General features: G+C 35.8%; 24 protein-coding genes. 12 read left to right on the forward strand and 12 right to left on the reverse strand.

Translation table 11 applies throughout. The features are described 5' to 3' along the window. The first annotated feature begins 2 nt into the window (after positions 1–2). Positions 3–779, forward strand: a complete 777-nt coding sequence (locus tag ASE74_RS21515; protein WP_055913858.1) for an N-acetylmuramoyl-L-alanine amidase — start codon at positions 3–5, stop codon at positions 777–779. 166 nt (positions 780–945) lie between these two features. After that, positions 946–1,899, forward strand: a complete 954-nt coding sequence (locus ASE74_RS21520) for an MlaD family protein (RefSeq protein ID WP_055913860.1) — start codon at positions 946–948, stop codon at positions 1,897–1,899. Between the two features lie 640 nt (positions 1,900–2,539). Here ASE74_RS21520 and ASE74_RS21525 read toward each other — a convergent pair. The 5 genes from ASE74_RS21525 to ASE74_RS21545 form a co-directional block, all read right to left on the reverse strand. Beyond that, positions 2,540–3,445 carry a ribonuclease Z gene (locus ASE74_RS21525; protein WP_055913862.1) on the reverse strand — a complete coding sequence of 302 codons (906 nt, stop codon included), beginning with the start codon at positions 3,443–3,445 and terminating at the stop codon, positions 2,540–2,542. 69 nt (positions 3,446–3,514) lie between these two features. Beyond that, positions 3,515–3,892, reverse strand: coding sequence for an STAS domain-containing protein (locus ASE74_RS21530; RefSeq protein ID WP_055913865.1), 378 nt, complete (start codon positions 3,890–3,892; stop codon positions 3,515–3,517). Positions 3,893–3,935: 43 nt separating this feature from the next. Then, entirely contained in the window at positions 3,936–4,880 is a 945-nt protein-coding gene (locus ASE74_RS21535; protein ID WP_055913868.1) for a phosphoribosylaminoimidazolesuccinocarboxamide synthase, read from the reverse strand. A 108-nt stretch (positions 4,881–4,988) separates the two neighbouring features. Beyond that, complete coding sequence (locus tag ASE74_RS21540; RefSeq protein ID WP_055913874.1) at positions 4,989–5,267, reverse strand: hypothetical protein; 279 nt, start codon at positions 5,265–5,267, stop codon at positions 4,989–4,991. 94 nt (positions 5,268–5,361) lie between these two features. Next, a complete protein-coding gene (locus ASE74_RS21545; RefSeq protein WP_029275135.1) occupies positions 5,362–6,321 on the reverse strand; it encodes a PhoH family protein in 960 nt (319 codons plus the stop codon). Between the two features lie 103 nt (positions 6,322–6,424). Here ASE74_RS21545 and ASE74_RS21550 point away from each other — a divergent pair, with 103 nt between their 5' ends. Beyond that, positions 6,425–7,204: an S-adenosyl-l-methionine hydroxide adenosyltransferase family protein gene (locus tag ASE74_RS21550; protein WP_055913876.1), complete on the forward strand. Its 780-nt coding sequence runs from the start codon at positions 6,425–6,427 to the stop codon at positions 7,202–7,204. A gap of 223 nt (positions 7,205–7,427) precedes the next feature. Further along, positions 7,428–7,946, forward strand: coding sequence for a hypothetical protein (locus ASE74_RS21555; RefSeq protein ID WP_055913879.1), 519 nt, complete (start codon positions 7,428–7,430; stop codon positions 7,944–7,946). Positions 7,947–8,172: 226 nt separating this feature from the next. Here ASE74_RS21555 and ASE74_RS21560 read toward each other — a convergent pair whose 3' ends face one another. From ASE74_RS21560 to rpsO, 6 genes are all read right to left on the reverse strand, one after another. Then, positions 8,173–9,123 carry a D-2-hydroxyacid dehydrogenase gene (locus tag ASE74_RS21560; protein WP_200912343.1) on the reverse strand — a complete coding sequence of 317 codons (951 nt, stop codon included), beginning with the start codon at positions 9,121–9,123 and terminating at the stop codon, positions 8,173–8,175. Between the two features lie 76 nt (positions 9,124–9,199). Further along, a complete protein-coding gene (gene serC, locus ASE74_RS21565) occupies positions 9,200–10,273 on the reverse strand; it encodes a 3-phosphoserine/phosphohydroxythreonine transaminase (RefSeq protein ID WP_055913881.1) in 1,074 nt (357 codons plus the stop codon). Positions 10,274–10,551: 278 nt separating this feature from the next. After that, on the reverse strand, positions 10,552–12,978 hold the full coding sequence (locus ASE74_RS21570; RefSeq protein WP_055913884.1) for a TonB-dependent receptor: 2,427 nt from the start codon (positions 12,976–12,978) through the stop codon (positions 10,552–10,554). A gap of 144 nt (positions 12,979–13,122) precedes the next feature. Further along, entirely contained in the window at positions 13,123–13,794 is a 672-nt protein-coding gene (rpe, locus tag ASE74_RS21575) for a ribulose-phosphate 3-epimerase (protein WP_055913893.1), read from the reverse strand. Between the two features lie 296 nt (positions 13,795–14,090). Continuing rightward, positions 14,091–16,226, reverse strand: a complete 2,136-nt coding sequence (gene pnp / locus ASE74_RS21580) for a polyribonucleotide nucleotidyltransferase (protein ID WP_055913896.1) — start codon at positions 16,224–16,226, stop codon at positions 14,091–14,093. Between the two features lie 176 nt (positions 16,227–16,402). Next, entirely contained in the window at positions 16,403–16,687 is a 285-nt protein-coding gene (rpsO, locus tag ASE74_RS21585) for a 30S ribosomal protein S15 (protein ID WP_055913898.1), read from the reverse strand. A gap of 477 nt (positions 16,688–17,164) precedes the next feature. Here rpsO and ASE74_RS21590 point away from each other — a divergent pair, with 477 nt between their 5' ends. From ASE74_RS21590 to ASE74_RS21615, 6 genes are all read left to right on the forward strand, one after another. Next, positions 17,165–17,584 carry a thioesterase family protein gene (locus ASE74_RS21590; protein ID WP_055913901.1) on the forward strand — a complete coding sequence of 140 codons (420 nt, stop codon included), beginning with the start codon at positions 17,165–17,167 and terminating at the stop codon, positions 17,582–17,584. 272 nt (positions 17,585–17,856) lie between these two features. Continuing rightward, entirely contained in the window at positions 17,857–19,281 is a 1,425-nt protein-coding gene (locus ASE74_RS21595; RefSeq protein ID WP_055913904.1) for an MATE family efflux transporter, read from the forward strand. 223 nt (positions 19,282–19,504) lie between these two features. Continuing rightward, positions 19,505–21,292: a translation elongation factor 4 gene (lepA, locus tag ASE74_RS21600; RefSeq protein WP_055913908.1), complete on the forward strand. Its 1,788-nt coding sequence runs from the start codon at positions 19,505–19,507 to the stop codon at positions 21,290–21,292. A 123-nt stretch (positions 21,293–21,415) separates the two neighbouring features. Next, positions 21,416–22,297, forward strand: coding sequence for a bifunctional 5,10-methylenetetrahydrofolate dehydrogenase/5,10-methenyltetrahydrofolate cyclohydrolase (locus ASE74_RS21605; protein ID WP_055914034.1), 882 nt, complete (start codon positions 21,416–21,418; stop codon positions 22,295–22,297). Positions 22,298–22,437: 140 nt separating this feature from the next. Further along, a complete protein-coding gene (locus ASE74_RS21610) occupies positions 22,438–22,698 on the forward strand; it encodes a DUF6364 family protein (protein ID WP_055913911.1) in 261 nt (86 codons plus the stop codon). A 3-nt stretch (positions 22,699–22,701) separates the two neighbouring features. Continuing rightward, positions 22,702–23,121: a PIN domain-containing protein gene (locus tag ASE74_RS21615; protein ID WP_055913913.1), complete on the forward strand. Its 420-nt coding sequence runs from the start codon at positions 22,702–22,704 to the stop codon at positions 23,119–23,121. A gap of 40 nt (positions 23,122–23,161) precedes the next feature. Here ASE74_RS21615 and ASE74_RS21620 read toward each other — a convergent pair whose 3' ends face one another. Further along, positions 23,162–23,497, reverse strand: a complete 336-nt coding sequence (locus ASE74_RS21620; protein WP_055913915.1) for a Rieske 2Fe-2S domain-containing protein — start codon at positions 23,495–23,497, stop codon at positions 23,162–23,164. 107 nt (positions 23,498–23,604) lie between these two features. On the opposite strand from ASE74_RS21620, the gene ASE74_RS21625 reads away from it, so the two are divergent. After that, positions 23,605–24,228 carry a 7-carboxy-7-deazaguanine synthase QueE gene (locus tag ASE74_RS21625; protein WP_055913917.1) on the forward strand — a complete coding sequence of 208 codons (624 nt, stop codon included), beginning with the start codon at positions 23,605–23,607 and terminating at the stop codon, positions 24,226–24,228. Positions 24,229–24,298: 70 nt separating this feature from the next. Then, positions 24,299–26,152 carry an OmpA family protein gene (locus tag ASE74_RS21630; RefSeq protein ID WP_235526195.1) on the forward strand — a complete coding sequence of 618 codons (1,854 nt, stop codon included), beginning with the start codon at positions 24,299–24,301 and terminating at the stop codon, positions 26,150–26,152.

Below are 26,152 nucleotides of genomic sequence, written 5' to 3' on the forward strand. Positions count from 1 at the left end.
AAATGAAGATTAAACTTCTGATTATACTGATTTTATTTTCATTAACCATTGTCAATCAATCGTTTGCCCAGGGATACAAAATTAAAACCATAGTAATTGATCCCGGTCACGGTGGTAGAAAACCAGGTGCTTCCGGCAGCTTTTCAAAAGAAAAAGATATATCATTAAAAGTTGCCTTAAAACTTGGTGAAATTATCAAAGAAGAATTGCCGGATATTAAAGTAATTTTTACGCGTAAAACTGATATTGATGTTGATTTATACAGGCGGGCAGAAATAGCCAATGATGCCAATGCAGATCTTTTCATATCTGTGCACTGCAATTCTATGCCGCCCGGAAATAAACACATTAAAGGAGTAGAAACTCTGGTTGCTGGCTCCCATCGGTTAAAAGAACAGGATGCAGCCATCAGGGAGAATGCCGATATTAAATTAGAAAAGAATTACAAAAGCAAATACGATGGTTACGACCCCAATAACCCCAGTAGTTTCATTCTTTTATCATTGCTAAAAAATACCTTTCGGGATAAAAGCATTAAATTCGCGAAATTAATTCAGAACAGCTATGTTAACAGAGACGATAGATTTAGTCGTGGAGTTAAAGAACAGGGGGTTTTGGTATTGCAAAGATGTGGTATGCCTGCTGTATTAACAGAAGTTGGTTTTATATCAAATACTGAAGAAGAAAAGTATATTAATTCGCAAAAAGGACAAAGTGAGATTGCGAATTCTATTTTTGAAGCAATAAAAACGTATAAAAAAAATATTGAGGTTAAATAAGTGGCATTATAAATGATAGTTATTTTACCTTTACAGAAAATATAAAACAGATACCAAACAATTAATGTAAGCTTTGTGTATTTATAAAGTTTAACATTGAAAAAGAATTACGCTCTAGCAGGTTTTAAAAATGCTTTAAAATCTGCAGCCATAAAATAAAACACTCATGAAGATTAAGAACGAAACCAAAGTAGGTATTTTAGCTGCATTTGCCATTGCTTTATTGATTATTGGATATAATTTTTTAAAAGGGAACTCCATTTTTTCAAGCGAAACAACATTATATGCAAAATATACCCGTGTTGATGGTTTAACAGTATCAAAACCTATACTTATTAACGGTTACCAGATTGGCCGTGTTGCAAAACTAGAATTACAACAGGACGGTACTGTAATTGCAACTTTAAGTGTAAACAGTAAATACGAAATTCCGGAAAATAGTATTGCCCGTTTAGAAGGTACTGATCTTTTAGGTAGCAAAGCTATTGTAATGTCGTTAGGCGATTCAAAAAAGATGGCTGAAGATGGTTATACCTTAAATGCAAACGTTGAAAAAGGATTAATGGAGCAGGTTCAGCCAGTTCAAAAGAAAGCTGAATTGATTATTGGTAAAATGGACTCTATTTTAAGCAGTGTGAATTCCATTCTTAATCCCAATTTCCAGAAAAATGTAGATAAAAGTTTTAACAGCATCGCGGGTACACTGGCTTCATTAGAAACCACTTCGAAAAAAGTTGATGGTTTGGTTGGTTCAGAAAGTAAACGTATAGAAGCTATTTTTAGAAATGTTGAAGGGATAACTGCCAACTTAAATAATAACAATCAGAAAATAAGCGATATTTTAACTAATATTAATACGGTTACCGATAAATTTGCAGCCGCCAACTTTAAACAAACTTTGGATAACGCAAACAATGCAATTGCTGATTTGCAAAGTGTAATTTCGGGTATTAAAGATGGAAAAGGAAGTTTAGGTTTATTGTTAAATGATGATAAAATGTATCAGAATTTAAACAACGCTTCAAAAAATCTTGATGAGTTGATGATTGATTTAAAAGCTAATCCTAAACGTTACGTTCACTTCTCTGTATTTGGTGGTGGAAATAAAAAAGATAAATAGTAAATTTTTAATTTATGAAAAAGCCTTACATTTTTAAATTGTAAGGCTTTTTTTATGCGCTTTTAATTCCGTTTGCTTCAGTCTTGAAGGACAGGAATACTAAGAAATGTGGAATTCTCAAGTGCCATCCTGAGCGGAATCGAAAGATAATTATTGGAGAAAAGTATTACTCTAAATGCTAATTTGTTTTATAAAAATCAAAAGCATTAGGATTCCCGCCTGCGCGAGAATGACGACTTTGTTAGATAAATTTGTTTATGATACTGAATAAAACGTAGTCAAGAAATGCGTTTAAATAAATCTCCCGCTTCGCTTAAGCAAATATAAGTTAAATCGTCATTGCGAGAAGGCTTTTTCAGCCGACGAAGCAATCTTTATGGCAAGGCTCACTAACATTAAAGATTGCTTCGTACCTGGCAGTGACGACCGCTTTACTGAAGCCTGTTAATGGTAGCGGAGTCGAAGGATAATTATCGGAGAAAAGTATCACTCTAAACGCCAATTTATTTTATAAAAATCAAAAGCACTAGGATTCCCGCATGCGCGAGAATGAAGACGATATTAGGTCACGCAAAAAGATCATTATGACTAATTGCCTTCCATCCTCTGTGCATTCCTCTGTAAACTTTGTGGTAAAAAATTATAACTGGAAAGTCCTGCCTTCAACCGCCAACTCCGTATTCTCAAAAACAGATTGTGCTTCTTCCAAAAGCATTTGTAAGGTTTTATAACGCGAAGAAAAATGTCCGATGAGTAATTTCTTTACCCCGTTGATTTTAGCCACTTCTCCTGCCTGCAAAGCGGTAGTATGGTGTGTTTCATTAGCTCGATCTAAAAGCTCGTGTAGAAACGTTGCTTCATGATATAACGTATCGCAGTTTTTTATAGAAGAAAAATAACTTTCGTCAAACAAAGTATCAGAACAGTAGGCATAACATCTCGGTGGATCAGCATCTGTGGTATAATCTGCACTTCGCAGGATCTCTCCATTTGGCAGTTCTACATCCACTCCTTTTTTTAAGGCCGTGTAATAAGCAACGGGTACATCGTATGTTTTTTCTTTAATTAGCTTACGTTGACGTTTTTTTTGCTGAAAAATGAAGCCCGTGGTAGGAATACGATGATTTAAAACAATTGTTTTAACTGTTAAATCACTATTCTCGAAAATTTGTACCGGTTGATCTGCTTCGATTGGAAAAAACTCGATTGGATACCTCAATATGGTATCGGAATATTTGAATTGAACTTCAAGAATTTCCAACAACGGTTTAGGTCCAAATATCTGCATGGGCTTGGTCCGGCCGTTTAAATGCAGGCTTGATAATAACCCGATTAATCCAAAATAATGGTCGCCATGTAAATGACTGATAAAAATATAGTCAATCCGGGTAGCCTTTAGGTTGTATTTGGTTAATTGTTGCTGTGTGCCTTCCCCACAATCAATCAGGTAATATTTTTCATTACAATTTAGCAGCTGTGCCGATGGGTTCCTGTTGAATACAGGTGTAGCAGAACTGCTTCCTAAAATTGTAACTTCAAATTTCATCATGGTAAGATATAAAAAGCCTCGTAGATTTTTATAAACTACGAGGCTAGAATGTTATGTAAACTATAGTTATTTAGCGCCTCTGAACTCTTTCTCCAACTCATCCATAAAAATGAAATCTGTTGCTTCCTCTAATGTATTAACAAACGTTACAGACTGGAATATGTTTGATAATTCTATAATTGATGCAAGCTCGTCGTTAATTCCGGTTACAATAAATAAACCTCCGGCTGATTTACAAAGTCGATCACCAACCAATAAGCAGCTTAAATCCTGCGCATCATTACACTCGGTAACATGACTTAAATCAACGATAATATTCTGAAATCCTTCTGCATTAAGTAAATAGAATTCGGATTTTAAGCCGGGTGCATTATCGTTTGTAAACTTAGTTTCTTCTAACTTTAAGGTTACATATTTATCGTGTTTATCTACTGAAAATTTCATCTCTCTGATCTTTATTTTACTAATGTATAAATTTCTTTCGAATTTAAAGTGTTTCTAAAGCCTTTAAAACATTCGCTCCAATACGGCTTGAAATGGCATCAGCATCAGCTTTTATAAATGTTTCTCCTACAATTTGTTCGTAAAGTTCAATGTATCTTTCTGAAATTGAATTAACAATTTCTGGTGTCATTTCTGGCACAACCTGACCATCTTTTCCCTGAAAACCATTTTCTATCAGCCATTTTCTTACAAATTCTTTCGAAAGTTGTTTCTGAGGCTCATTACTATTTTGGCGATCCTGGTATCCTTCTTCATAAAAATACCGCGATGAATCCGGGGTATGAATCTCATCTATCAAGTAGATTACACCATCAGCAACTCCAAACTCATATTTTGTGTCTACCAATATCAATCCACTTTTTGCAGCAATCTCAGTTCCACGTTGATACAATGCATAGGTATAATCTTCTAATTTCTCGTAATCGGTAATAGAAACTATACCCTTTGCCAAAATATCTTCTTTTGATATATCTTCATCATGCCCTACTGAAGCCTTTGTTGTTGGGGTAATAATCGGCTGAGGCAATTTGTCGTTTTCTTTTAAGCCATCTGGTAAGGCAACGCCGCAAACCGAACGTTTTCCAGCACTGTATTCTCTCCACGCATGTCCGGCTAAATAACCTCTGATAACCATTTCTACCTTAAATGGTTCGCAAATACGGCCAATGGTAACCATCGGATCTGGAACAGCTAAAACCCAGTTGGGAACGATATCTTGAGTGGCTGCTAAAAATTTAGCTGCAATTTGGTTTAATACCTGTCCTTTAAATGGAATGGCTTCGGGCAATACAACATCAAAAGCAGAAATGCGATCTGATACTACCATAACCATAAATTGATCGGCTATAGTATATACATCCCGAACTTTACCTTTGTAAAAATTACTTTGATTTGGGAAATTAAAATGGGTTTCTTTTAGTGCTTTCATGAGGGGATAAAAATAGGAAAAAAGTACGAAAGTCCGAAGACCAAGGTAAGAAGTCCGAAGATATAATTTATTAAAAACCCCCGCAGTTAATAAGCTACGGGGGGTTGATTATTTTAATTTATTCAATACCTCTTTAAAAGTTTTCGCTGAAATGGTGCTGATATTTTCATTCTTGATCTGAATTGTAATACGATCATCAATTTTAATCAACTGAAGCCTTCCTCTAAAGACGTGTGCCTGATCAATATTAACAAATTCGAACAGCTTTTTAAGTGTCTCCTTTTTACAAACCCATTCTTCATCAGTTTTTGAAATGATCAGCCTTATGGTATGAGGCAATTTTTCAAAAGAAAGCTTCAAATTATTTTCTAAATTAATACTTTCCATAATTATGATGTAAGATGTATTGATGTAAGATAGATGATGTTTTTAAAAGACTTCAATCTTTCCCGTTTTACATGATCCATCTTACATTTCCCATTTACTGAATATCACCGTAAGCTTTCAGGATATCTTTTACCAGTTTATGCCTTACCACATCTTCTCCACTTAAATAGATAATATCTATACCTTTAATATCTTCTAAAATTCTAAGACCATTAAATAAGCCCGACATTTGTTTCTTAGGTAAATCAATCTGGGTAACATCTCCAGTTACAATAAACTTAGCGGTTGGGCCCATACGTGTTAAAAACATTTTTAGCTGCATGTCTGTTGCGTTTTGGGCTTCATCCAAAATCACAAAGCAATTGTCTAAAGTACGGCCACGCATAAATGCAAGCGGTGCAATTTCAATTGTACGGTTTTCGATGTAGAATTTCAATTTCTCAGCAGGGATCATATCATCCAATGCATCGTAAAGCGGGCGTAAATAGGGATCAATTTTTTCTTTTAAATCACCAGGTAAAAAACCAAGGTTCTCTCCTGCTTCAACAGCCGGACGGGTTAAAATGATGCGTTTAATTTCCTTGTTTTTTAAAGCCCTCACGGCTAAAGCTACTGCGGTATATGTTTTTCCTGTTCCGGCAGGACCAATGGCAAATAAGATATCGTTTTTGGCAATACTGCTCACCATTTTACGCTGATTTGCTGTTCTTGCCTTAACTAAAAGACCATTTGTACCAAAAACAATAACTTCTCCACCGCCTCCGGTAGGTTGTTCTACATCTTTTTTTACTACACCGGCTGCTTTTGCACCAAGTATAGATTCTACATCATTATTGGTAAGTGAGCTATATTTTTCGAGGTGTGCAATAAGCTGGTTAAACTTATCCTCGAAAGCCTTAAGTTCCTGTTCATCACCGAGAACCTTAACATCACTTCCTCTCGCTACCAGTTTCAACTTCGCGAAAGCACCTTTAATCATTTCGTAATTCTCGTTATTCGGGCCCCAAAAGTGAGCGGGATTTACGGTATCCAGGGTTAATTTTAATTCGTTCAAACTGTAGTATTTTAAAAAGTTATCGGGGTATATTAATTAAAATTTGAATATTTGCAGACGCTTAGGCCTGTACACAAGAATAAGCAATAATAATGAATTTTTAATGGGGATAATTACTTTAACAACAGATTTAGGTTCGAAAGATTTTTACCAGAGTGCCCTTAAAGGTAGTCTGTTGAGTCTTATGCCTAATGTTAATTTAGTTGATATTACCCATGAGGTTCCATCTTTCAATATTTCATACGCGGCATTCGTATTAAAAAACGCATATCCCTACTTTCCAAAAAATACGGTACATTTAATCGGTATCGATTCTGTTTACAGCGAAAATACTAAATATATTGCCGTAAAGCACCGGGATCATTATTTTGTAGGTGCCGATAATGGTATTTTTTCACTGCTATTTGATGACATTCCAGAAGATGTAGTAGAGCTGAATATTATGCAGGATCTGAAATATTTACACTTTCCGTTGGTTGATATTTTCGTTAAAGCAGCCACACATCTTGCCAAAGGCGGAAAGCTGAAAGATATAGGTTTACCTGTAGCAGAGATTGAGCAGAAGATGCTTTTACACCCTGTTATTGAGCGCGATGTGATCCGTGGAAGTGTGGTTTATATAGATACTTTTTGCAACGTAATTACGAACATTACGAAAGATCTTTTTACTAAGATTCAAAAAAACAGGGATTTTACTTTGTACTTTAGAAAGAGTGAAACCATCACCCAGTTGAGCTGGCATTACAACGAAGTGCAGGAAGGTGAAAAACTTTGCCTTTTTGGTATAAGTAACCATTTGGAAATTGCCATTAATAAAGGAAAAGCCAGTGGATTATTGGGTTTACATTTAGGTGATATTGTACGGGTTGAGTTTCATCCTTAACAAGCTGAAACCCCAAAGGTAAAAAACCAAAGAAAATATTAAAAAAAGGAAATTTCTCCAATTGCCGTCATTTGATTGGATGCAATAGCGATCTTAAGCTACATAGTCGAGAAAGCTTTCTAAATAGATAATTCGTTCTGCTATCGCTACCGTCCGAGACGATCATTTTCCTGAGCCAATTAACCAATAAAACAACTTCTACCCTTTTCGCGTTTATATCCACATGAAGAAATATTTTTATCTGCTCTCGGTTATCTTTTTTAGTTTTCAGGCTTTTGCACAGCAAGATACAGTTGCTTATGCAGCTCAACGCGCAAAAGTAAATTCTTTATTAACGGAAAGGAGTACAAGATTTGGACAATATGATGAAAGTTTAAATCAACGTACAGGCATATTTGGCTGGCAAACAAAAAGGGATATCAAAAATTCAAATGAGATACTCCGTCAGGTAGTGTTAACCGATAATAATATTTTTAAGGAACTGAAGACCTTGATGGATTATAAGGATTTGCAAAATCAACAAAAAGTAGCGGTAGCTGATCATTCGCAAGAACGCATTGAACGTTATATGCAAACTATTAAAAAATTGCAGGATCAAAATGCACAGCTTAAAGAAGATTTAGACAAAAAAAATAAAGGCGGCTTATCAACCTATATTATTGCTTTTTTAGTTTTAGTAATGGCAAGTGGGTTTTATTTTTTCAATAGAAAACTACAGAGGTATGAAAAAAGGACTGTTTAAAATCTTGGCAAAGATAAACAAGGCTGTTCTGCCAAGCTTGTATAAAAAAGACCCGAATAAGCTTACTACTTTTCAGAAAGCGATTTTAGGCTATCGGTATTGGGTTACAACAAACGCGTTGGACTAATTTAAAAAACCCTCACAGGTTTAATTCGTAGGTATTTATTTTTCAACGGCCTCACTAAGAGCTGCGCCGTTTTAAAACCTGTGAGGGGTTAAAATATTATTATTTCTTAAAATGCTCAATAATCAATGTAGCCAATTCCGTACCAATACGTTCTTGTGCTTCGTTGGTTGATGCACCAATATGGGGTGTCAATGAGATTTTAGGATGTGTTAAAATTTCTGCCAATGGAGTTGGTTCGTTATCGAAAACATCTAAACCAGCAAAAGAAACTTTACCAGAATTTAAAGCTTCGATTAAAGCAGGCTCATCAATTGTTCCTCCACGAGAACAGTTTACAATACCTACTCCGTTTTTCATTTTAGCAAATTCTTCTGCACCTAAAATTGGTTTATCCGCAAATGGGGTGTGCAAACTAAAGAAATCACTACCTGCAATTACCTCGTCTAACGAAACAGTTTTAATTGGAATACTTACTGATTTTCCGCCTTGAAACTCTAATGTAATTTCAGATTCTGAAGGATATAAATCGTAAGCCAAAACATTCATACCTAAGCCTAAAGCCACTTTTGCAGTAGCGCGACCGATACGACCGAAACCGATAATACCAATGGTTTTACCACTTAGCTCAGTTCCTTTGGCATAGGCTTTTTTGAGGTTGTTAAATTGTGTTGAACCTTCTACAGGCATTTTACGGTTAGCATCCTGTAAGAATCTAATCCCTGTAAACAAGTGTGAAAATACCAATTCAGCAACTGATAATGATGATGCAGCTGGAGTATTTACCACATTAACACCTTGACTGCGTGCATATTCCACATCAATATTATCCATACCAACTCCACCTCTTCCAATTAATTTAATATTTGGAACGGCATCAATCAACTCTTTCCTAACTTTTGTTGCACTACGAACAGTAATTGCGTCGTAGTTTTTTAAAGCTTCTGCTAATTTATCTTGAGGAACGGTTTCAGTATCAACCTGAAAACCGGCTTTCTCTAATAATTCTTTTCCGATCGGATCAATCCCATCGTTTGCTAATATTTTAATCATTTTATCTATGATTGCACAGCGTTAGTTGATTACTTCGACTAAAAATCGCAGTAATTATCTGTGGTTAAAATTTAAATTAATTTGCTTTTGCTTGTTGTTCTTCAAATAGTTGCATGGCATCAATTAATGCATGTACACTGGTAATCGGTAAAGCATTATACATTGATGCTCGGAAACCGCCAACACTTCTGTGTCCTTTAATACCCACTATACCTTGCTCTTCAGCATATTTCAAGAATGGTTTTTCTAATTCTGCATTTTCCATTACGAAACAGATATTCATTCTGGAACGGTTTTCAACTGCGCAAGTTCCTTTAAATAATGGATTGCGATCAATTTCTCTGTAAAGTGCTTCTGCTTTCTGTTTATTTTCTTTTTCAATTTCAGCAACACCACCTTTAGATTTTAACCAGCGAAGATTTAACAAAGCCACATAAATTGAAAAAACAGGAGGTGTATTGTACATTGAATCATTATCAATATGAGATTGATAGTTCAACATTGAAGGAATTTTACGGTCAATTTTACCTAAAGCATCATTTTTAACAATAACGATAGTTAAACCCGCCGGACCTACATTTTTTTGTGCTCCTGCATAGATTAAATCAAATTGGGAAACATCAATTACGCGGCTCATGATATCAGATGACATATCGCAAACAACAGGTACATCCGTTTTTGGTACTTCAAAAAGTTCAGTTCCATAAATGGTGTTATTCGAGGTATAGTGGAAATAAGCACTATCAGCCGGAATTTCGAAATCTTTTGGAATGAATGTGTAGTTTGCATCTTTTGAAGAAGCTACAACGTTTACATTGCCAACAAATTTAGCCTCTTTTAATGCTTTGGTTGCCCAAACACCAGAATCTAAGTAACTTGCTGTTTGTCCGTCTCCCAATAAATTCATTGGAACCATTGCAAACTGTAAACTTGCACCACCTTGTAAAAATAAAACGGAATAACCCGACGGCACATTTAATAATTCCTTTACCAACTTCTCAGCTTCAGCAACAACTGCCTCAAATTCGGTTGTTCTATGCGAAATTTCTAAAATTGATAATCCATCGTTAAAATCTAAAACAGCCTGAGCTGCTTGTTTAAACACTTCTTGAGGTAAAATACAAGGGCCTGCGCCAAAATTATGCTTCATCTTATTATATAATGTTTTATGGCCGTAAATGTAAAATTTTTAAAGCAGTTATGCCTATAAAATCGTATCATAAAAAATTAAATTTTGTTAAAAAAAGCCCGGAATTCATAGGATTTATTGAAGTTTTTGCAATTAAAACGTTTAACTAGAAAACTTGCATTTCTTTTGATTTTTGAAAGGTTATAGCCCCGGCTTTATCGATTTACACATCCAAACTCATAGATTTTTCGGCCTGGATGGTTCGCAATAAAAGATCTTAAAAATTCAAAATCTAAAAACTACGGCTTGTTCTTCAACTTCACGATCAGTTTTAAGTTAAACTGCCTGCCTGTTAAATAATTAGGAATTGCATATTGTACGTTATCTACATCTTTTAGCCATAGATAAGAAACCGTATTGTCGATATTAAGCATATTAAAAACTTCAATAAACAGAATAACAGAGCTGAAATTTTTATCTAAAAATTTAGGTTTATGCAATGCAGCATCATCCAGAAAATCTTTAGAAAAACCAATATCTACACGTTTATAAGATGGAATAAAAAATTTGTCCAAATATCTTGGGGTTTGCGATGGCCCAATGGGTAATCTTGAACCATAAAGTGCATTGAGGTGTACTTTATAGGTGGGACTATTCAATAACCTATCCTGAAAAAATATGGAAAAATTTAAACGCTGATCAGTTGGTCTTTTTAAATAACCCGGATAAATTGTTGTACCACTCTGAACATAGTTATCGCCGATAATATCCTCATTGGCATGCATTACCGACATTCTGAAATAAGATACCAGATCCTTAACAAACTCCCCTCCTATACTGAAATCTGCACCATAAGCATAACCTCTGGAAACTTCGTTAGCCAGATATTTGATTCTTAAATTATCGATTTTATAAGGAATTAAACGATCAGAATATTTAAAATAAGCCTCAGATGTGAATTTTAACCGCGTACCAAAAGCATCAAAAGCATATTCGTAACCCAAAGAGGTGTTGTAAGAACTTTGCGCTTTCTGATCGGTATTCAAAATTCCAGAAAAATCACGAATGGTGCGGTATGATGGTGGCTGTTTGTAAACGCCAGCTGAAAATCTTAATATTTTGTTGTTGGAGTTCGGCCTGTAGGCAATTAGCATCCTCGGACTGATTAATAACTGCTTACTTAATGAACTGTAACTAGCACGAGCACCAAGCTGTAAATCAGCAGAATTTGAAAGGGAATAACTATCTTGTATATAAGCACTAAAGTTTTTAATGTCTAAATTATTTTGGACATTTATAACATTTTGCAATGTGATATTTTTTGAATTGTTTGGAAGAATAAAACCGGCAGAATCCGTATAGTTATATTCATTCAACTGATCATTGTATTTGGAATTGTCAAATTTTAAACCCCAAGAAAAAACATGGTTGTCGAAATTCTGATCTACCTTAATTTCTGAAGCAAAAATCTTCGTATCAAGGCTATTTCTTCCATAGTTATAATAGCTGCCAAGACCTCTGTTTTTATTGATTACGCCAAAATTTTCTCCCGGAAAAGTATTGTCTATCTCGTCAAAAATATAAGTGCCGTTAATATCGAAACGCTCTCTCTCAATAGTATTGAAATAACTGTTAATAAACTTAATTACGAGGTTTGGTTTGGGCGAATAGGTAGCTGTAACCGCACTTCCCAGCGTTTGATAATCATCAATCTCCTGGCCAGTATAATCAACATTTAACCTTAGTGTAGTACTTAAAGTTCCGAACTGCGTTTCCCTGTTGGTGGGCACCAGCTTAAATTGGCCAAGATTAAAACTACCCAGGAAACTGATATTGAATTTTGAAGAAAAATCATATTGGTAAAGTAGTTGCGCATCGGCAAAATTTGGACTGTAACTGCCTTTCTCGTCTTGTTTGATTAATACGCTGGAATTGTTTTTATAGCGTAACCCAGCCAATAGAAAACTATTTTTAAATATTTTTTTGGTACTTAATGAAGTATTTAAGAGGCTTGTGCTGAAAATAGTTTGATTGCTATCCGGTTTGTCGTATTTAATATCTAAAATAGAAGAAAGTTTATCGCCATATTTTGCCTCAAAACCTCCGGCAGAGAATTTAGCTTTACTCACCAGATCTGAATTGATGAAACTTAATCCCTCCTGCTGCCCATTGCGGATCAAAACCGGCCGATTGATTTCTACATCATTGATGTAAATTAAGTTTTCGTCGAAATTACCACCTCTAACACTATATTGAGCACTTAATTCATTATTTGTAGATACCCCGGGAAGCGTTTTGAGCATGGTTTCAAAATTGCCAGAAACCAAGGGCATTGCAGCAACATCAGCAATGTTAATCGTAGTAGTATTGCTTAACTGATTTTGTTTATTTGTAATATTTACTTGTTCTAGTTCGTTGATATTGGCTGTCAAATTTACTTGTTTGATAATTCTTGCCCCCGAACGTTCACTAAATTTTAATGTCTGCGGCTGATAGCCTAAGAGGGAATACTTAATGCTAAAATTTTTCGATTTGGAGTAAACCGTATAAACCCCGAATTCATCTGTTACAGTTGATTGTGCCTGCCCTAAAACAATTATCGTAACTTGTGCTAAGGGTAATTTTTCATCACTATAAACTATCCCCGAAACCCTAACTAATGGCTGAGCAACAGCAAAACTGCAACCGGCAATTAATAGGAACAGGATTAGCCGAAATTTGAGCATGGATTACGCGTAGAGATTTGGTTAATTAGCTACAGATAAACACAGATAAACACAATTATTTTACTCAAAATATAGTAAAAGATTAATTTGAACCAAAATAAATGGCTTAAAGCATGCTTTAGCACTAATATCTGTGTTTAAAATTTATGCGTTTAGGCTTGTGGTAGTTAAGCTTTTCATTTTAGAAATGGTTTCCGTTGGATTTTCTGTCGCGAAAATTGCATTTCCAGCTACAAAAGCGTTAGCACCTGCGGATACTAATGTAGCAATATTTTGTAAACCAACACCACCATCAACCTCGATAATTAAGTTTTCGTTTACGCCTTGAATCAATGCTTTTAAATCCTTTATTTTTTTGTAAGTATTGTGGATGAATGCCTGGCCACCAAAACCCGGATTAACTGACATAATCAGTACCAGGTCTAAATCTTCAATAACATCCTGGAGTAAAGTTACCGGAGTATGCGGATTTAGTGCTACACCCGCTTTGCATCCAGTTGCTTTGATTAACTGGATAGTTCTGTGCAGATGAGTACAAGCCTCGTAATGCACGGTAATCCTATCCGCTCCTGCTTTGGCAAATTCCTCTACGTATTTATCTGGCTCAACAATCATTAAATGAACATCCAGCGGTTTAATAGCATGTTTTTTTACTGCGGCCATTATAGGGAAACCGAAGGATATATTGGGAACAAAAACACCATCCATCACATCAACATGAAACCAATCGGCATCACTATGATTAATTATTTCAATATCGCGTTGTAAATTGCCGAAATCGGCAGAAAGTATGGATGGGGCAATGATGTATTTCATTTAATGATCTCTTAGTATTAAAGTAACATTTTAAAACGACCGTCACCCTGAATTCATTTCAGGGACTTATGATTGGGTAAGATGCTGAAATAAATCCGATAGCTATCAAATCAGCATAACAGTATGTTGCAAGTTACAAAAGAACTGTGAAAATTTTTAAATTAGAAACAAAGATGCTGAAATAAATTCAGCTGAAGTACGCAAATTAATTCCATTTATAAAATAAAAAACCCTTCCAGTAAAACTGAAAGGGTTTGCTATATCTCCCGACTTCGGAGTTCCTAATCCGGTCTGTTTTATGCTTGCGGAGCAGCTGGTTTTTCTGGTCTTGGCAATAAAACTTTGCGCGAAAGTTTCATTTTACCTTGTTTATCGATGTCTAATAATTTAACCTCGATTTTATCACCTTCTTTTAACACACCATCCATAGTCTCTAAACGTTCCCATGAAATTTCAGAGATGTGTAATAAACCATCTTTACCTGGCATAACTTCAACAAATGCGCCAAATGGCATAATTGATTTTACCTTACCTTGGTAAACTTCACCAATTTCTGGCTTAGCTACGATGTTACGGATACGGGTAACTGCTGCATCAATAGCTGCTTTATTATCAGCAAATACTTCTACAATACCTTTGCCCTCAACTTCTTCAATAGAGATTGAAGCACCGGTTTCGCGTTGCATTTCCTGAATAATTTTACCTCCAGGGCCGATAATTGCACCAATAAATTCTTTCTCAATAGTTAAAGAAACAATACGTGGAGCATGCGGTTTGTAATCCTCATTAGGTGAACTGATCGTTTTCTTCATCTCGTTTAAGATGTGTAAACGACCTTCTTTGGCTTGTAACAAAGCTTTTGTTAAAACTTCGTAAGATAAACCATTGATTTTTAAGTCCATTTGACAAGCAACAATACCGTGTTCAGTACCAGTTACTTTAAAGTCCATATCACCCAAGTGATCTTCATCACCTAAAATATCAGATAGAATTGCATATTTACCAGTTTTCTCATCAGTAATTAAACCCATTGCAATCCCAGAAACTGGAGATTTGATTTTAATACCTGCATCCATAAGTGCCAATGTACCAGCACAAACTGTTGCCATTGATGATGAACCGTTTGATTCCAAAATATCAGAAACGATACGGATTGTATATGGATTTGCTTCGCCCTGAGGCAATACTTTCTTAAGTGAACGTTGCGCTAAAGCACCGTGGCCAATTTCGCGACGGCCAGCACCTCTGTTTGGTCTAACCTCACCAGTTGAGAAACCAGGGAAATTATAGTGCAATAAGAATTTATTGTAACCATTAAAGAAAGCACCATCAATCATTTGCTCATCATCTTTGCTACCTAAAGTAACTGATGTTAATGATTGTGTTTCGCCACGTGTAAATACAGCCGAACCGTGAGCAGCAGGTAAATAACCAACTTCACTCCAGATCGGACGGATTTCAGTTGTTTTACGACCATCTAAACGGATACCTTCATCTAACAATAAGTTTCTGATGGCATCGTATTGAACATCATGGTAATAATGTTTAGCCATTGCTTTGGTTAAATCTGCAGTATCTTCTGGCATTGCCTCGAAGAATTCGTTAATAATTGCAGTAAAACCTTCTTTACGAACATCTTTATTGCCACCAGCTTTAGCTACAGCATAAACTTTATCATAAGTATCAGCATAAACTTTAGCTTTCAAATCAGCATCGTGGTCTTCGTGGTTATATTCACGTTTAACGGTTTTGCCTGTAGCTTCAGTTAATTCAACCTGAATAGCACATTGAACTTTAATTGCATCGTGTGCAAATTTTAAAGCCTCAACCATTTCATCTTCCTGAATTTCATCACACTCACCTTCAACCATGCCTATATCATTTGCTGATCCGGCAACCATGAACTCTAAAGTTGCACGCTCTAATTGGCTAGCTAATGGATTGATTACCAATTTGCCATCAATTTTTGCAACACGTACTTCTGAAATCGGACCGTTGAAAGGAATATCAGATACTGATAATGCAGCTGAAGCTGCTAAACCTGCCAAACAATCTGGCATAATATCTTTATCAGCAGAGATTAAAGAAATCATCACCTGTGTATCAGAGTGATAATCACTTGGAAACATTGGACGTAAAGCTCTATCTACCAAACGTGAAATTAATACTTCGTAATCAGATAATCTAGCTTCACGACGTAAAAAGCCACCTGGAATACGGCCAGTAGCCGCATATTTTTCCTGATAATCAACCGATAATGGTAAAAAATCAGTACCTGGTTTAGCACCAACAGTTGAAACTACAGTTGCAAGCAACATCGTATCACCCATTTTTACTACAACCGAACCATCAGCCTGTTTAGCCAATTTACCAGTTTCAATTTCTACAATTCTGCCATCGCCCAAATCGAACGATTTTTTTATTACATTCATTTAATTAGAATTATGGTGTGTTTTCCTCTTTCTACACACCGTTGTTTATATATGTTTTGTTTTTGCAAACGAAGATAGTATTAAAAAAGCCTATCTATAATAAAACCCGTTAAAAAAATTAACAGGGAATTAAAAAGCCATTCCCTGAAGAATGGCTTTTAGTGATAAACTTGCGCTTATTTTTGTTTGATGATATCACGAAGCGATAAAGCTTTGATGATAGCACGATAGCGCTCAATATCTTTTTTGTATAAGTATGCCAAAATACCGCGGCGTTTACCTACCAATTTTTGAAGTGACAACTGAGTAGAGAAATCTTTACGATTTTTCTTTAAGTGTTCTGTTAAGTGCGCAATACGGTATGTAAATAACGCTACTTGACCTTCTGCAGAACCCGTGTTGGTTTCTACCTCGCCGTGCTCTTTGAAGATTACAGCTTTTTTCTCTGGACTTAAATACATTCTTGAATAATATTAAAGCAATAAAAATTAATTAATTGTGGCGCAAAGATAAGGCAATTTTTAATTATAAGCAAGTGTTTAATTAACGATAAAATTAACGACATCAAATTGCTGAAATGTTTCCAATAACAAGAGCATTTCCGGATTGTCCTTTATCGAACGACATATAAAAATTATATGTTTGGTTTGCGGATTATAATATCCTTTCCTTGTGGAAATTTTAATGGTCTGCCGCCGTTCATGGCAACAGAAATGTGGTTAAGTTGAAAACGCAAAAGAAGCGTTGCTCAGGGGTACCGCTCAAATAAATACTATCACGCTCTTCAATGATTGTTTCGCGCGGAATTGTAATATCATATAAAGTGAGCTTTCCCATTTCATATCGAAAATACGAAAAATAGATGATATATCTTTACATCAATACATCTTTATATAAAGCCATCAAAAGCTTACTTTTGCAAAAAAAGACATTTACCCTTGGAAAAAAATCAATACAGTATTTTCGAAAGCGAATTACGTGTCCGCCCGGACGATATCGATATGTTTAATCATGTACATAATAGCAAATACCTGGATTATGTACTGGCTGCACGTTACGAACAAATGGAAAAGTTTTATGGCATGCCTTGGGAATATTTTACTAAACAAGGCTTAGGCTGGGTAGTAAGTCGTGTCGATATTAACTTTAAACGACCACTTCTGATGAACGATTTAATGCTAATCAGGACCGGAATTTTAACAATGAATGATAAAGGTTGCGCTGTTCAATTCGAAATTATTAACCAAAAAACAGGCAAAGTGGCATCTGATGGTATTTTTGATTATGTTTTAATTGATTTGAATACAGGCCGTGGAACAAAGGTTTCAGAGGAAATGATTAAAGCCTACAGTATTTAATACTCATTAAGCAGATTATAATTCTGAGGATTCTGTGTTTCTGTGGCAAAAAGAAGTCGCAAAATTTAATCACTCCCTTGAAAATTAGTCATGAAAACTTGACAATTCAAAATTTTAGCTATCTTTGTTGAATCAAAAAGACCAGAGCCATGATAGTATCTGCAATCCGTTTGAGGTTCTAAATAACCGAGGATTCCCTCCCATTTCAATTTTAAGTATGTGCGCCTAATGCGTATCATCGGTTTTATACATTATACTTTATTATATATTATATGTCACAGTCTACAAAGACACAGGGCAAACTTTCGTCTTTTTTCGATATTCTCCTGCAATCTTTAAAAGGTCATGAGGTTGATTTAACTTCAATCAGTATTAAACGTGCAATTATTTTATTGGCCATTCCGATGATGTTGGAAATGGCTATGGAATCAGTTTTTGCATTAGTTGATTTATATTTTGTTGGCCATTTAGAAAATAGCAGTTATGCAATACAAACCGTTGGTTTAACAGAATCAGTTTTGACCATTATTTACTCTCTTGCCATTGGTTTAAGTATGGCTGCAACTGCGGTAGTTGCCCGGAGAATAGGTGAAAAAAATCCAGAAGCAGCATCAAAGGCTGGCATGCAGACCATATTGATTGCAGTTTTTGTAAATATTTTAATCAGCATTTTAGGATTAATTTACGCAAAGGATATCTTACTGCTAATGGGCGCTTCAACTGAAACGGCAAATCATGGCACCACTTTCGTTCAGATAATGATGGGTGGAAGTATTATTATTGTACTTTTATTCCTAATCAATGGGATTTTTCGTGGTGCAGGCAACGCAGCAATTGCGATGCGGAGTTTATGGATTGCCAACATTGCAAACATCATCCTCTGCCCTATTTTTATTAACGGTTTCGGACCTATCCCGGCTTTTGGTTTAACAGGTGCTGCAATTGCCACCACAATCGGACGAGGCTTTGGTGTTATCTACCAGGTTTATAGTCTGTTCAGTGGAAAAAATACATTAAAAATACGCATCAGTCATTTTGTACCTGATTTTACACAAATTAAAGCCATTATAAAGATTGCTGCCCCAGCTATTTTCCAGTTTGTGATTGCGAGTTGTAGCTGGGTATTTTTAGCGGAGCTGGTTGCTACTACGGGTGGTGACGAAGGTTCTGCAGGTTACCAAACTGCATTGCGCCTAATGATGTTTTTTATGTTGCCCGCCTGGGGATTAAGTAATGCAGCTGCAACATTGGTAGGTCAGAATTTAGGTGCAGGCCTTGTAGACCGTGCTGAAAAATCAGTTTTCCAAACCTTAAAGTATATTTTGATATTTATGGCAGTTGTAAGTGTACTTTTTCTTACCTGCGGGCATCTTTTTGCTGCGTTTTTCACTTCCGATGAAAAGGTAATTGCCATAGCAAGTAGAGCGTTAAAAATTTTAAGCATTGGTTTTGTAATTTACGGAGCCGCAATGGTATTTAGTAGCGCATTTAATGGTGCTGGTGATACCTGGACGCCCACCAAAATTAATATTTTTGCATTCTGGCTTTTCCAGATTCCATTGGCTTATTTTTTAGCTAAATTTTTAGATATGGGCCCAACAGGTGTTTTTATTGCCATTCCAACCGCCGAGGCAGGTATTGCAATAGCTGCTTATATCCTGTTTAAAAAAGGTAAATGGAAGAAAAAAATGGTTTAAATTTTTTATGGAATAAATAAAAAAAACTTCATAAAAGTTCGCCTTTGCGAGGCAAGAAGCAATCTTTAAGCACACGCAAGGGATGGTACTCACTCAAAATGTATTTTACAAACCATCTCTTCGATAACAGAAAAGTCACTGTATTTGCTTTTCAAATCAAAGTGTTTTGCAGCAATATTTTCTAGATTAAAAATTACCTTAAAAAACATATCTTTGCGCAAAGATGAAGCATATACGTAATTTTTGCATTATTGCACATATCGACCATGGTAAAAGTACTTTGGCTGATAGGTTATTAGAATACACCGAGACAATTTCCAAGCGCGAAGCGCAGGCACAATTGCTCGATAACATGGATTTAGAGCGTGAGAGAGGCATAACGATTAAAAGTCATGCCATACAAATGAACTATAAAGTTGGTGATATTGAATATAATTTCAACCTTATTGATACACCCGGCCACGTAGATTTTTCTTACGAAGTTTCCCGTTCGATTGCTGCCTGCGAGGGGGCACTCTTAATTGTAGATGCTTCGCAAGGTATTCAGGCACAAACGATTTCCAACTTATATTTAGCTTTAGAGCACGACCTTGAAATTATTCCGATTTTAAATAAAATGGATTTACCGGGGGCAATGCCTGAAGAAGTAAAAGACCAGATTATTGACTTGATCGGATGTAAGCGGGAAGATATTATTCCAGCATCTGGTAAAACCGGATTGGGTATTCCTGATATTATCCAAGCTATTGTAGACCGCGTTCCTGCACCTGTTGGCAATCCGGAAGCACCATTACAAGCATTGATTTTCGATTCAGTTTTTAACTCTTTTAGGGGGATTATTGCTTACTACAAGGTTGTTAATGGCGAGATTAAAAAAGGTGATAAAGTAAAATTTATCAATACAGGGAAAGAATATTTAGCTGATGAAGTAGGTATTTTAAAACTGGATATGGCACCACGTAATGTGGTTAAAACCGGAGATGTGGGTTACATTATTTCCGGGATTAAAGAAGCCAGAGAAGTAAAAGTTGGTGATACAATTACAACTACAGCAAGACCGTCACTGGATGCAATACAAGGATTTGAAGAGGTAAAACCAATGGTTTTTGCAGGTATTTATCCTGTTGATACTGATGAATTTGAAGAACTTCGCGAGGCAATGCACAAGTTGCAACTCAATGATGCATCTATCGTTTTCGAACCTGAAAGCTCTGCAGCACTAGGTTTTGGTTTCCGTTGCGGATTCCTGGGCATGTTGCACATGGAGATTATTCAGGAACGTTTGGAGCGCGAATTCGACATGACGGTAATTACTACCGTTCCCAACGTATCTTACATTGCGCACACCACTAAAGGTGATGAAATTTTTGTAAATAATCCATCTGATTTACCTGATCCAAGTAAATTAGATTCTGTTGAAGAACCATTTATCAAAGCCAACATTATTACAAAAGCCGATTTTGTTGGCCCTGTAATGTCACTTTGTATTCAGAAAAGAGGAACAATTGTAAATCAATCCTATTTAACATCTGACCGTGTTGAGTTGGTTTTTGAAATGCCAATGGGCGAAATTGTATTCGATTTTTATGATAAATTAAAAACAATTTCAAAAGGCTACGCATCATTCGATTATCATCAGATCGGTTACCGTAAATCAGATTTGGTTCGTTTAGATATGTTAATAAATGATGAGCCGGTTGATGCTCTTTCCTCATTAATCCACAGAAGCAATGCTTACGATTTCGGAAAGAAAATTTGCGAAAAATTAAGAGAATTAATCCCTCGTCAACAGTTCGAGATTAAAATACAAGCCTCTATCGGTGCGAAAGTTATTGCGCGCGAAACATTGAGTGCCTTACGTAAAGATGTAACCGCCAAATGTTATGGAGGTGATATTTCCCGTAAACGTAAATTACTGGAAAAGCAGAAAAAAGGTAAAAAACGTATGCGCCAGGTTGGAAATGTAGAAATTCCACAAAGTGCATTTATGGCGGTTTTAAAATTAGATTAACCCCTAGCCCCCTGAAGGGGGGAATTATTGGTGAGTTTTATTAAGTTAAATCTTAAATTATAAAATTATAACGAAGCAAGTTATATGAGCGATACAAATTCAAAGTCCCCTTCAGGGGATTTAGTGGTATTATTAGACGGTAAATACGTATCAGAAAAAGTTAAAGTTCAGATTGCAGAAGAAGCTGCAGAATTTTTGAATAAAAGTGGCCGCAAACCACACTTAGTTGCCATTTTAGTAGGTAATGACGGCGGTAGTGAAACTTACGTAGCGAGTAAAATGAAAAACTGCGAAAAAGTCGGTTTTAAATCTTCATTGCACCGCTATGATAATTCAGTAACTGAAGCAGAATTGCTGGCAAAAATTGAAGAAATTAATCAGGATGATGATGTGGATGGCTTAATTGTTCAATTGCCTTTGCCAAAACATATTGATCCGGAGAAAGTAACCGAAACGATCGATCACCGAAAAGATGTGGATGGTTTCCACCCTGTAAATTTAGGTAGGATGATGCGCAATCTTCCATGCTTTATTCCGGCAACGCCCTATGGCATTTTACTGATGTTGCAAGAATATGGTATTGATACAAGCGGAAAGCATTGTGTTGTAGTGGGAAGAAGTAATATTGTAGGTAGCCCAATGAGTATTTTAATGGCTCGTAATGCTAATCCCGGCAATTGTACGGTAACACTCACCCACTCGCGTACAAAGGATTTGAAAGAGCAAATTCTTCAGGCTGATATTGTGATTGCAGCTATTGGTAAAAAGAATTTTGTTACTGCTGATATGGTTAAAACCGGGGCAATTATAATTGATGTAGGCATTAACCGTGAAACTTCTACCGAAACGAAATCTGGATTTAAGTTATATGGTGATGTAGATTTCGAAAACGTTGCACCTAAGGCTTCTTACATTACGCCTGTTCCTGGAGGAGTTGGTTTGATGACCATTGTGGGTTTATTGAAAAATACACTGGCATCTGCAAGGAAAGAGATCTATTCTTAAGTTAGAATCATTAGGGCTTGAAGTTAAAGCCATTGCCCATAAAAATATTAAAGCGGTTCAATAAATTGAACCGCTTTTTTTACGTATGAAATTTTTTATTATCACGTAGAATGTTTAAATTTGAATAAGAACATTATAATATGGATACCAAATTAACTTTAAGTTTTGATCAGGATGTTGTAGCAAAGGCAAAAAAATATGCTGCCGATAACAACATTAGTTTATCGCGTTTAATAGAGCATTTATTAACGCAGGTAACCGCCAAAGAATACAAATCTTTAGAGGATTATCCTATTGCAGATTGGGTAAGTATGGTTGCTGAAGGTGAAGTTGAGTATAAAAAATCACCAAAAAAAACTCGTCAGGATTCGAAAGATGAATTTTTTGCATCTAAGAAATAACATATGAAGATCTTTTTAGATGCTAATGTTTTAGTTTCAGTATTAAATAAGGAATATCCACTTTATACCTACTCCTCCAGAATTTTAAGTTTAGCATCTCACCCAAAATTTGAAGTATATACCTCTCCGCTTTGTTTGGCTATTGCATTTTATTTCGCAGAAAAGAAGCACAATGCACAACTTGCAAAACAGAAAATAGATTTACTTTGCCGATATATTAAAATTGCTCCCAACGCTTCTGAAGGGGTTTCAAATACCTTGAAGAATAAATCAATACATGATTTTGAGGATGGTTTAGAATATTATGCCGCTAAAACAGTTGGCAGTATGTGTATTGTAACTGAAGACATAAAGGATTTTTATTTTTCAGAAATAGAAGTTTTAAATTGTCAGGATTTTTTTAAAAGATTCTTACTCAATTAGTTGCTCAGTGTTTAATTAAATGTGCAATAGCTTTTTATATTTATCCCCACAGTTTACTCCACCAGCTTTCTTCAAAACCGATATATAATCCATCTTCGCGCAATTCTGTTGGGTAGATATTAATATAATCTCCTTGCCCTTCTGCACCTCTTCCTGTGCTTAAACTGTACTCGTACCGATGGATCGGGCAAACCAAGTTTCCATTTTTGCACCAAGCACCACTAAAATGACCGCCTGCATGAGGGCAATGCGATTGTGTTGCAATAATCTTGTTTTCATTATTAATCAGACAGATCTGCTTCCCGGCAACTTCAATGGTTTTGATAGTCTCCGGATGGGGAATCTGATTATTATTTAGTGCCTTAAACCACTTCATGTTGCTAAAATACAGCAAATAAATATCACTCTTATTTCATCTTTACATTAAATTTCAAAAGAGAAACTGCTTCACCATATTTTTTTAAGATATTTGCATCCTCAAAAATGAAACAAGACATACCAGAAGACGGCACATTACTTCCTTTAATGGAAGAGTTTTACACCATACAAGGCGAAGGATTTAATACTGGTAAAGCAGCGTATTTTATCCGTTTAGGGGGCTGCGATGTAGGTTGCCACTGGTGCGATGTTAAAGAAAGCTGGGATGCTGAGATGCATCCGCTTACCCCATCAGATGTTATTGTGCAAAATGCAGATAAATTTCCGGGCAAAGCTGTTGTAATTACTGGTGGTGAACCTTTAATCTACAATCTGGATTATTTGACAAGTAAATTAAAAGAAAGAGGTATTTTAACTTTTATAGAAACTTCTGGAGCTTATCCGCTATCGGGCAATTGGGACTGGATCTGCTTATCTCCAAAGAAATTTAAAGCACCCAGACCAGATATTACGCCTTTTGCACACGAATTAAAGGTGATCGTTTTTAATAAAAGTGATTTTAAATGGGCAGAAGAATATGCAGCAATGGTTTCGCCTACCTGTAAACTCTATCTTCAGCCCGAATGGTCTAAATCAAAAGAAATCACACCTTTAATTATTGAATACGTAATGGCTAATCCTAAATGGGAAATTTCTTTACAAACGCATAAATTTTTAAATATTCCTTAAAAATAATACATTAGCTTTATAACCAAATGTTAATGTAATGAAATTTCGTCTCTTCCTCATCTTTAGCATAATGAGCTTTTATTGCTTTGGGCAAAGCTCATCCAATAAAAAAGCACAATCTTTTTTCGAAAAAGCAGGTCCGCTGATTGAAAAACTCGATTATGCAGCGGCAGAAATGGCTTTAAAAAGCGCGGTTGATGCCGATCCGTTATTTCAGGGCGCTTACATTGCACTTGCTAATGTTCAAAAAGCACAAAAGAAATATCCTGATGCTAAAGCTGCTTATGAAAAAGCAATTCTGATCAATAAATCTGTAACTCCCGCAGTAATTTATGGCCTTGCTGAAATGGAATTTGCCACGCAGGATTATACAAAAGCAAAGCAACATTTTGAAGAATTTTTATCGTTGGATGCTTCTTCAGAAAGGGCGAAAAAATCAAAAAAATATCTTTTGGATTGCGATTTTGCACTTCCTGCAATTGCAAAACCTGTAAAATACAGTCCTGTAAATTTAGGTGAAGGCGTGAATACGGCTGATGCAGAATATTTCCCTGCATTAACAGCTGATGGAGAAACAATGGTATTTACCCGTCAGGTAAATGGAAATGAAGATTTTTGGACCGCTCAGCTCAAAAATAATAAATGGGAAACTGCCACCCCTTTATCTACTAAAATAAATACAACACGTTACAATGAAGGCGCACAAACAATTTCACCTGACGGAAAATATTTGTTTTTTACAGGTTGTAACCGTCCAGATGGTTTAGGGCGATGTGATATTTATGTTTCACATCGTGAAGGAAAAGACTGGGGCGAACCTTACAATGTTGGTAAACCCATTAATTCCGAATTTTGGGAGTCGCAACCTGCAATCAGTCCAGATGGAAGAACTTTATATTTTATCAGCAACAGGCCCGGCGGATCCGGAGGTTATGATATTTGGAAAAGCACCATTACAGATGATGCCAAATGGGGACCGGCAATTAATTTAGGTCCGGATATCAATACCGCTTTCGATGAAAATACACCATTTATGCATGCTGATGGCAGAACCTTGTATTTCTCGTCTGACGGTTGGCCAGGTTTCGGAAATAAAGACATTTATTATAGCAGGCAGGAAATTGATGGCAAATGGCAAAAACCTATCAATATGGGTTATCCGATAAATTCTTTTGAAGATGAAAGCGGTTTGGTGGTTAGTGCTGATGGAAATTATGGTCTTTTTTCTTCCAATTTAAAAGGTGGATTTGGCATGCAGGATATTTACAGTTTTGGCATTCCTGAGGCGGCAAAGCCTATGAAAGTTTCATACGTGAAAGGAATTGTAAGGGATAAGGATAGTAAAAAAACGATTGAAAGTAACGTACAGGTGGTTGACTTAAAAACCAATAAAACAGTTTTCGACGATTATACTGATCCCGAAACAGGTCAATTTCTCGCTGTAATGCCTGTTGGCAGTAATTATTTGTTTAATGTTAATGCTGAAGGTTACATGTTCTATTCTGAAAATTTTGAACTTAAGGCCGGTGATATCAATAAACCCTATCAGGTAGAGGTTTACATCGAAAAAATTAAGCAGGGTGGTAATGTTACCTTAAGAAACATCTTTTTCGATACCAATAAATTTAACCTTTTGCCAGCTTCTATACGTGAGTTGGATTTGTTGATTGAATTTCTACATCAAAATGAAAACGTTCAAATTGAAATTCAAGGGCATACTGATAACGTTGGAGACGATAAGCTGAATGAAAAGTTATCATTTAATCGTGCAAATGCAGTTTACGAATACCTTATTAAAAATAGTATTGATGGAAAAAGGCTAACGTTTAAAGGTTTTGGAGCCAGTAAACCAATTGCCGACAATAAAACTGAACTTGGAAGAAAAAACAACCGTAGAACATCATTTGTGATTACTAAAATGTAA

The sequence above is a fragment of the Pedobacter sp. Leaf216 genome (assembly GCF_001421515.1).
Taxonomy (GTDB): domain Bacteria; phylum Bacteroidota; class Bacteroidia; order Sphingobacteriales; family Sphingobacteriaceae; genus Pedobacter.

Coding starts and splice junctions, on each gene's coding strand:
- ASE74_RS21515 (WP_055913858.1), top strand. CDS start 3: ATGAAGATTAAACTTCTGATTATACTGATTTTATTTTCATTAACCATT.
- ASE74_RS21520 (WP_055913860.1), top strand. CDS start 946: ATGAAGATTAAGAACGAAACCAAAGTAGGTATTTTAGCTGCATTTGCC.
- ASE74_RS21525 (WP_055913862.1), bottom strand. CDS start 3,445: ATGAAATTTGAAGTTACAATTTTAGGAAGCAGTTCTGCTACACCTGTA.
- ASE74_RS21530 (WP_055913865.1), bottom strand. CDS start 3,892: ATGAAATTTTCAGTAGATAAACACGATAAATATGTAACCTTAAAGTTA.
- ASE74_RS21535 (WP_055913868.1), bottom strand. CDS start 4,880: ATGAAAGCACTAAAAGAAACCCATTTTAATTTCCCAAATCAAAGTAAT.
- ASE74_RS21540 (WP_055913874.1), bottom strand. CDS start 5,267: ATGGAAAGTATTAATTTAGAAAATAATTTGAAGCTTTCTTTTGAAAAA.
- ASE74_RS21550 (WP_055913876.1), top strand. CDS start 6,425: ATGGGGATAATTACTTTAACAACAGATTTAGGTTCGAAAGATTTTTAC.
- ASE74_RS21555 (WP_055913879.1), top strand. CDS start 7,428: ATGAAGAAATATTTTTATCTGCTCTCGGTTATCTTTTTTAGTTTTCAG.
- ASE74_RS21560 (WP_200912343.1), bottom strand. CDS start 9,123: ATGATTAAAATATTAGCAAACGATGGGATTGATCCGATCGGAAAAGAA.
- serC (WP_055913881.1), bottom strand. CDS start 10,273: ATGAAGCATAATTTTGGCGCAGGCCCTTGTATTTTACCTCAAGAAGTG.
- ASE74_RS21570 (WP_055913884.1), bottom strand. CDS start 12,978: ATGCTCAAATTTCGGCTAATCCTGTTCCTATTAATTGCCGGTTGCAGT.
- rpe (WP_055913893.1), bottom strand. CDS start 13,794: ATGAAATACATCATTGCCCCATCCATACTTTCTGCCGATTTCGGCAAT.
- pnp (WP_055913896.1), bottom strand. CDS start 16,226: ATGAATGTAATAAAAAAATCGTTCGATTTGGGCGATGGCAGAATTGTA.
- rpsO (WP_055913898.1), bottom strand. CDS start 16,687: ATGTATTTAAGTCCAGAGAAAAAAGCTGTAATCTTCAAAGAGCACGGC.
- ASE74_RS21595 (WP_055913904.1), top strand. CDS start 17,857: ATGTCACAGTCTACAAAGACACAGGGCAAACTTTCGTCTTTTTTCGAT.
- lepA (WP_055913908.1), top strand. CDS start 19,505: ATGAAGCATATACGTAATTTTTGCATTATTGCACATATCGACCATGGT.
- ASE74_RS21610 (WP_055913911.1), top strand. CDS start 22,438: ATGGATACCAAATTAACTTTAAGTTTTGATCAGGATGTTGTAGCAAAG.
- ASE74_RS21615 (WP_055913913.1), top strand. CDS start 22,702: ATGAAGATCTTTTTAGATGCTAATGTTTTAGTTTCAGTATTAAATAAG.
- ASE74_RS21620 (WP_055913915.1), bottom strand. CDS start 23,497: ATGAAGTGGTTTAAGGCACTAAATAATAATCAGATTCCCCATCCGGAG.
- ASE74_RS21625 (WP_055913917.1), top strand. CDS start 23,605: ATGAAACAAGACATACCAGAAGACGGCACATTACTTCCTTTAATGGAA.
- ASE74_RS21630 (WP_235526195.1), top strand. CDS start 24,299: ATGAGCTTTTATTGCTTTGGGCAAAGCTCATCCAATAAAAAAGCACAA.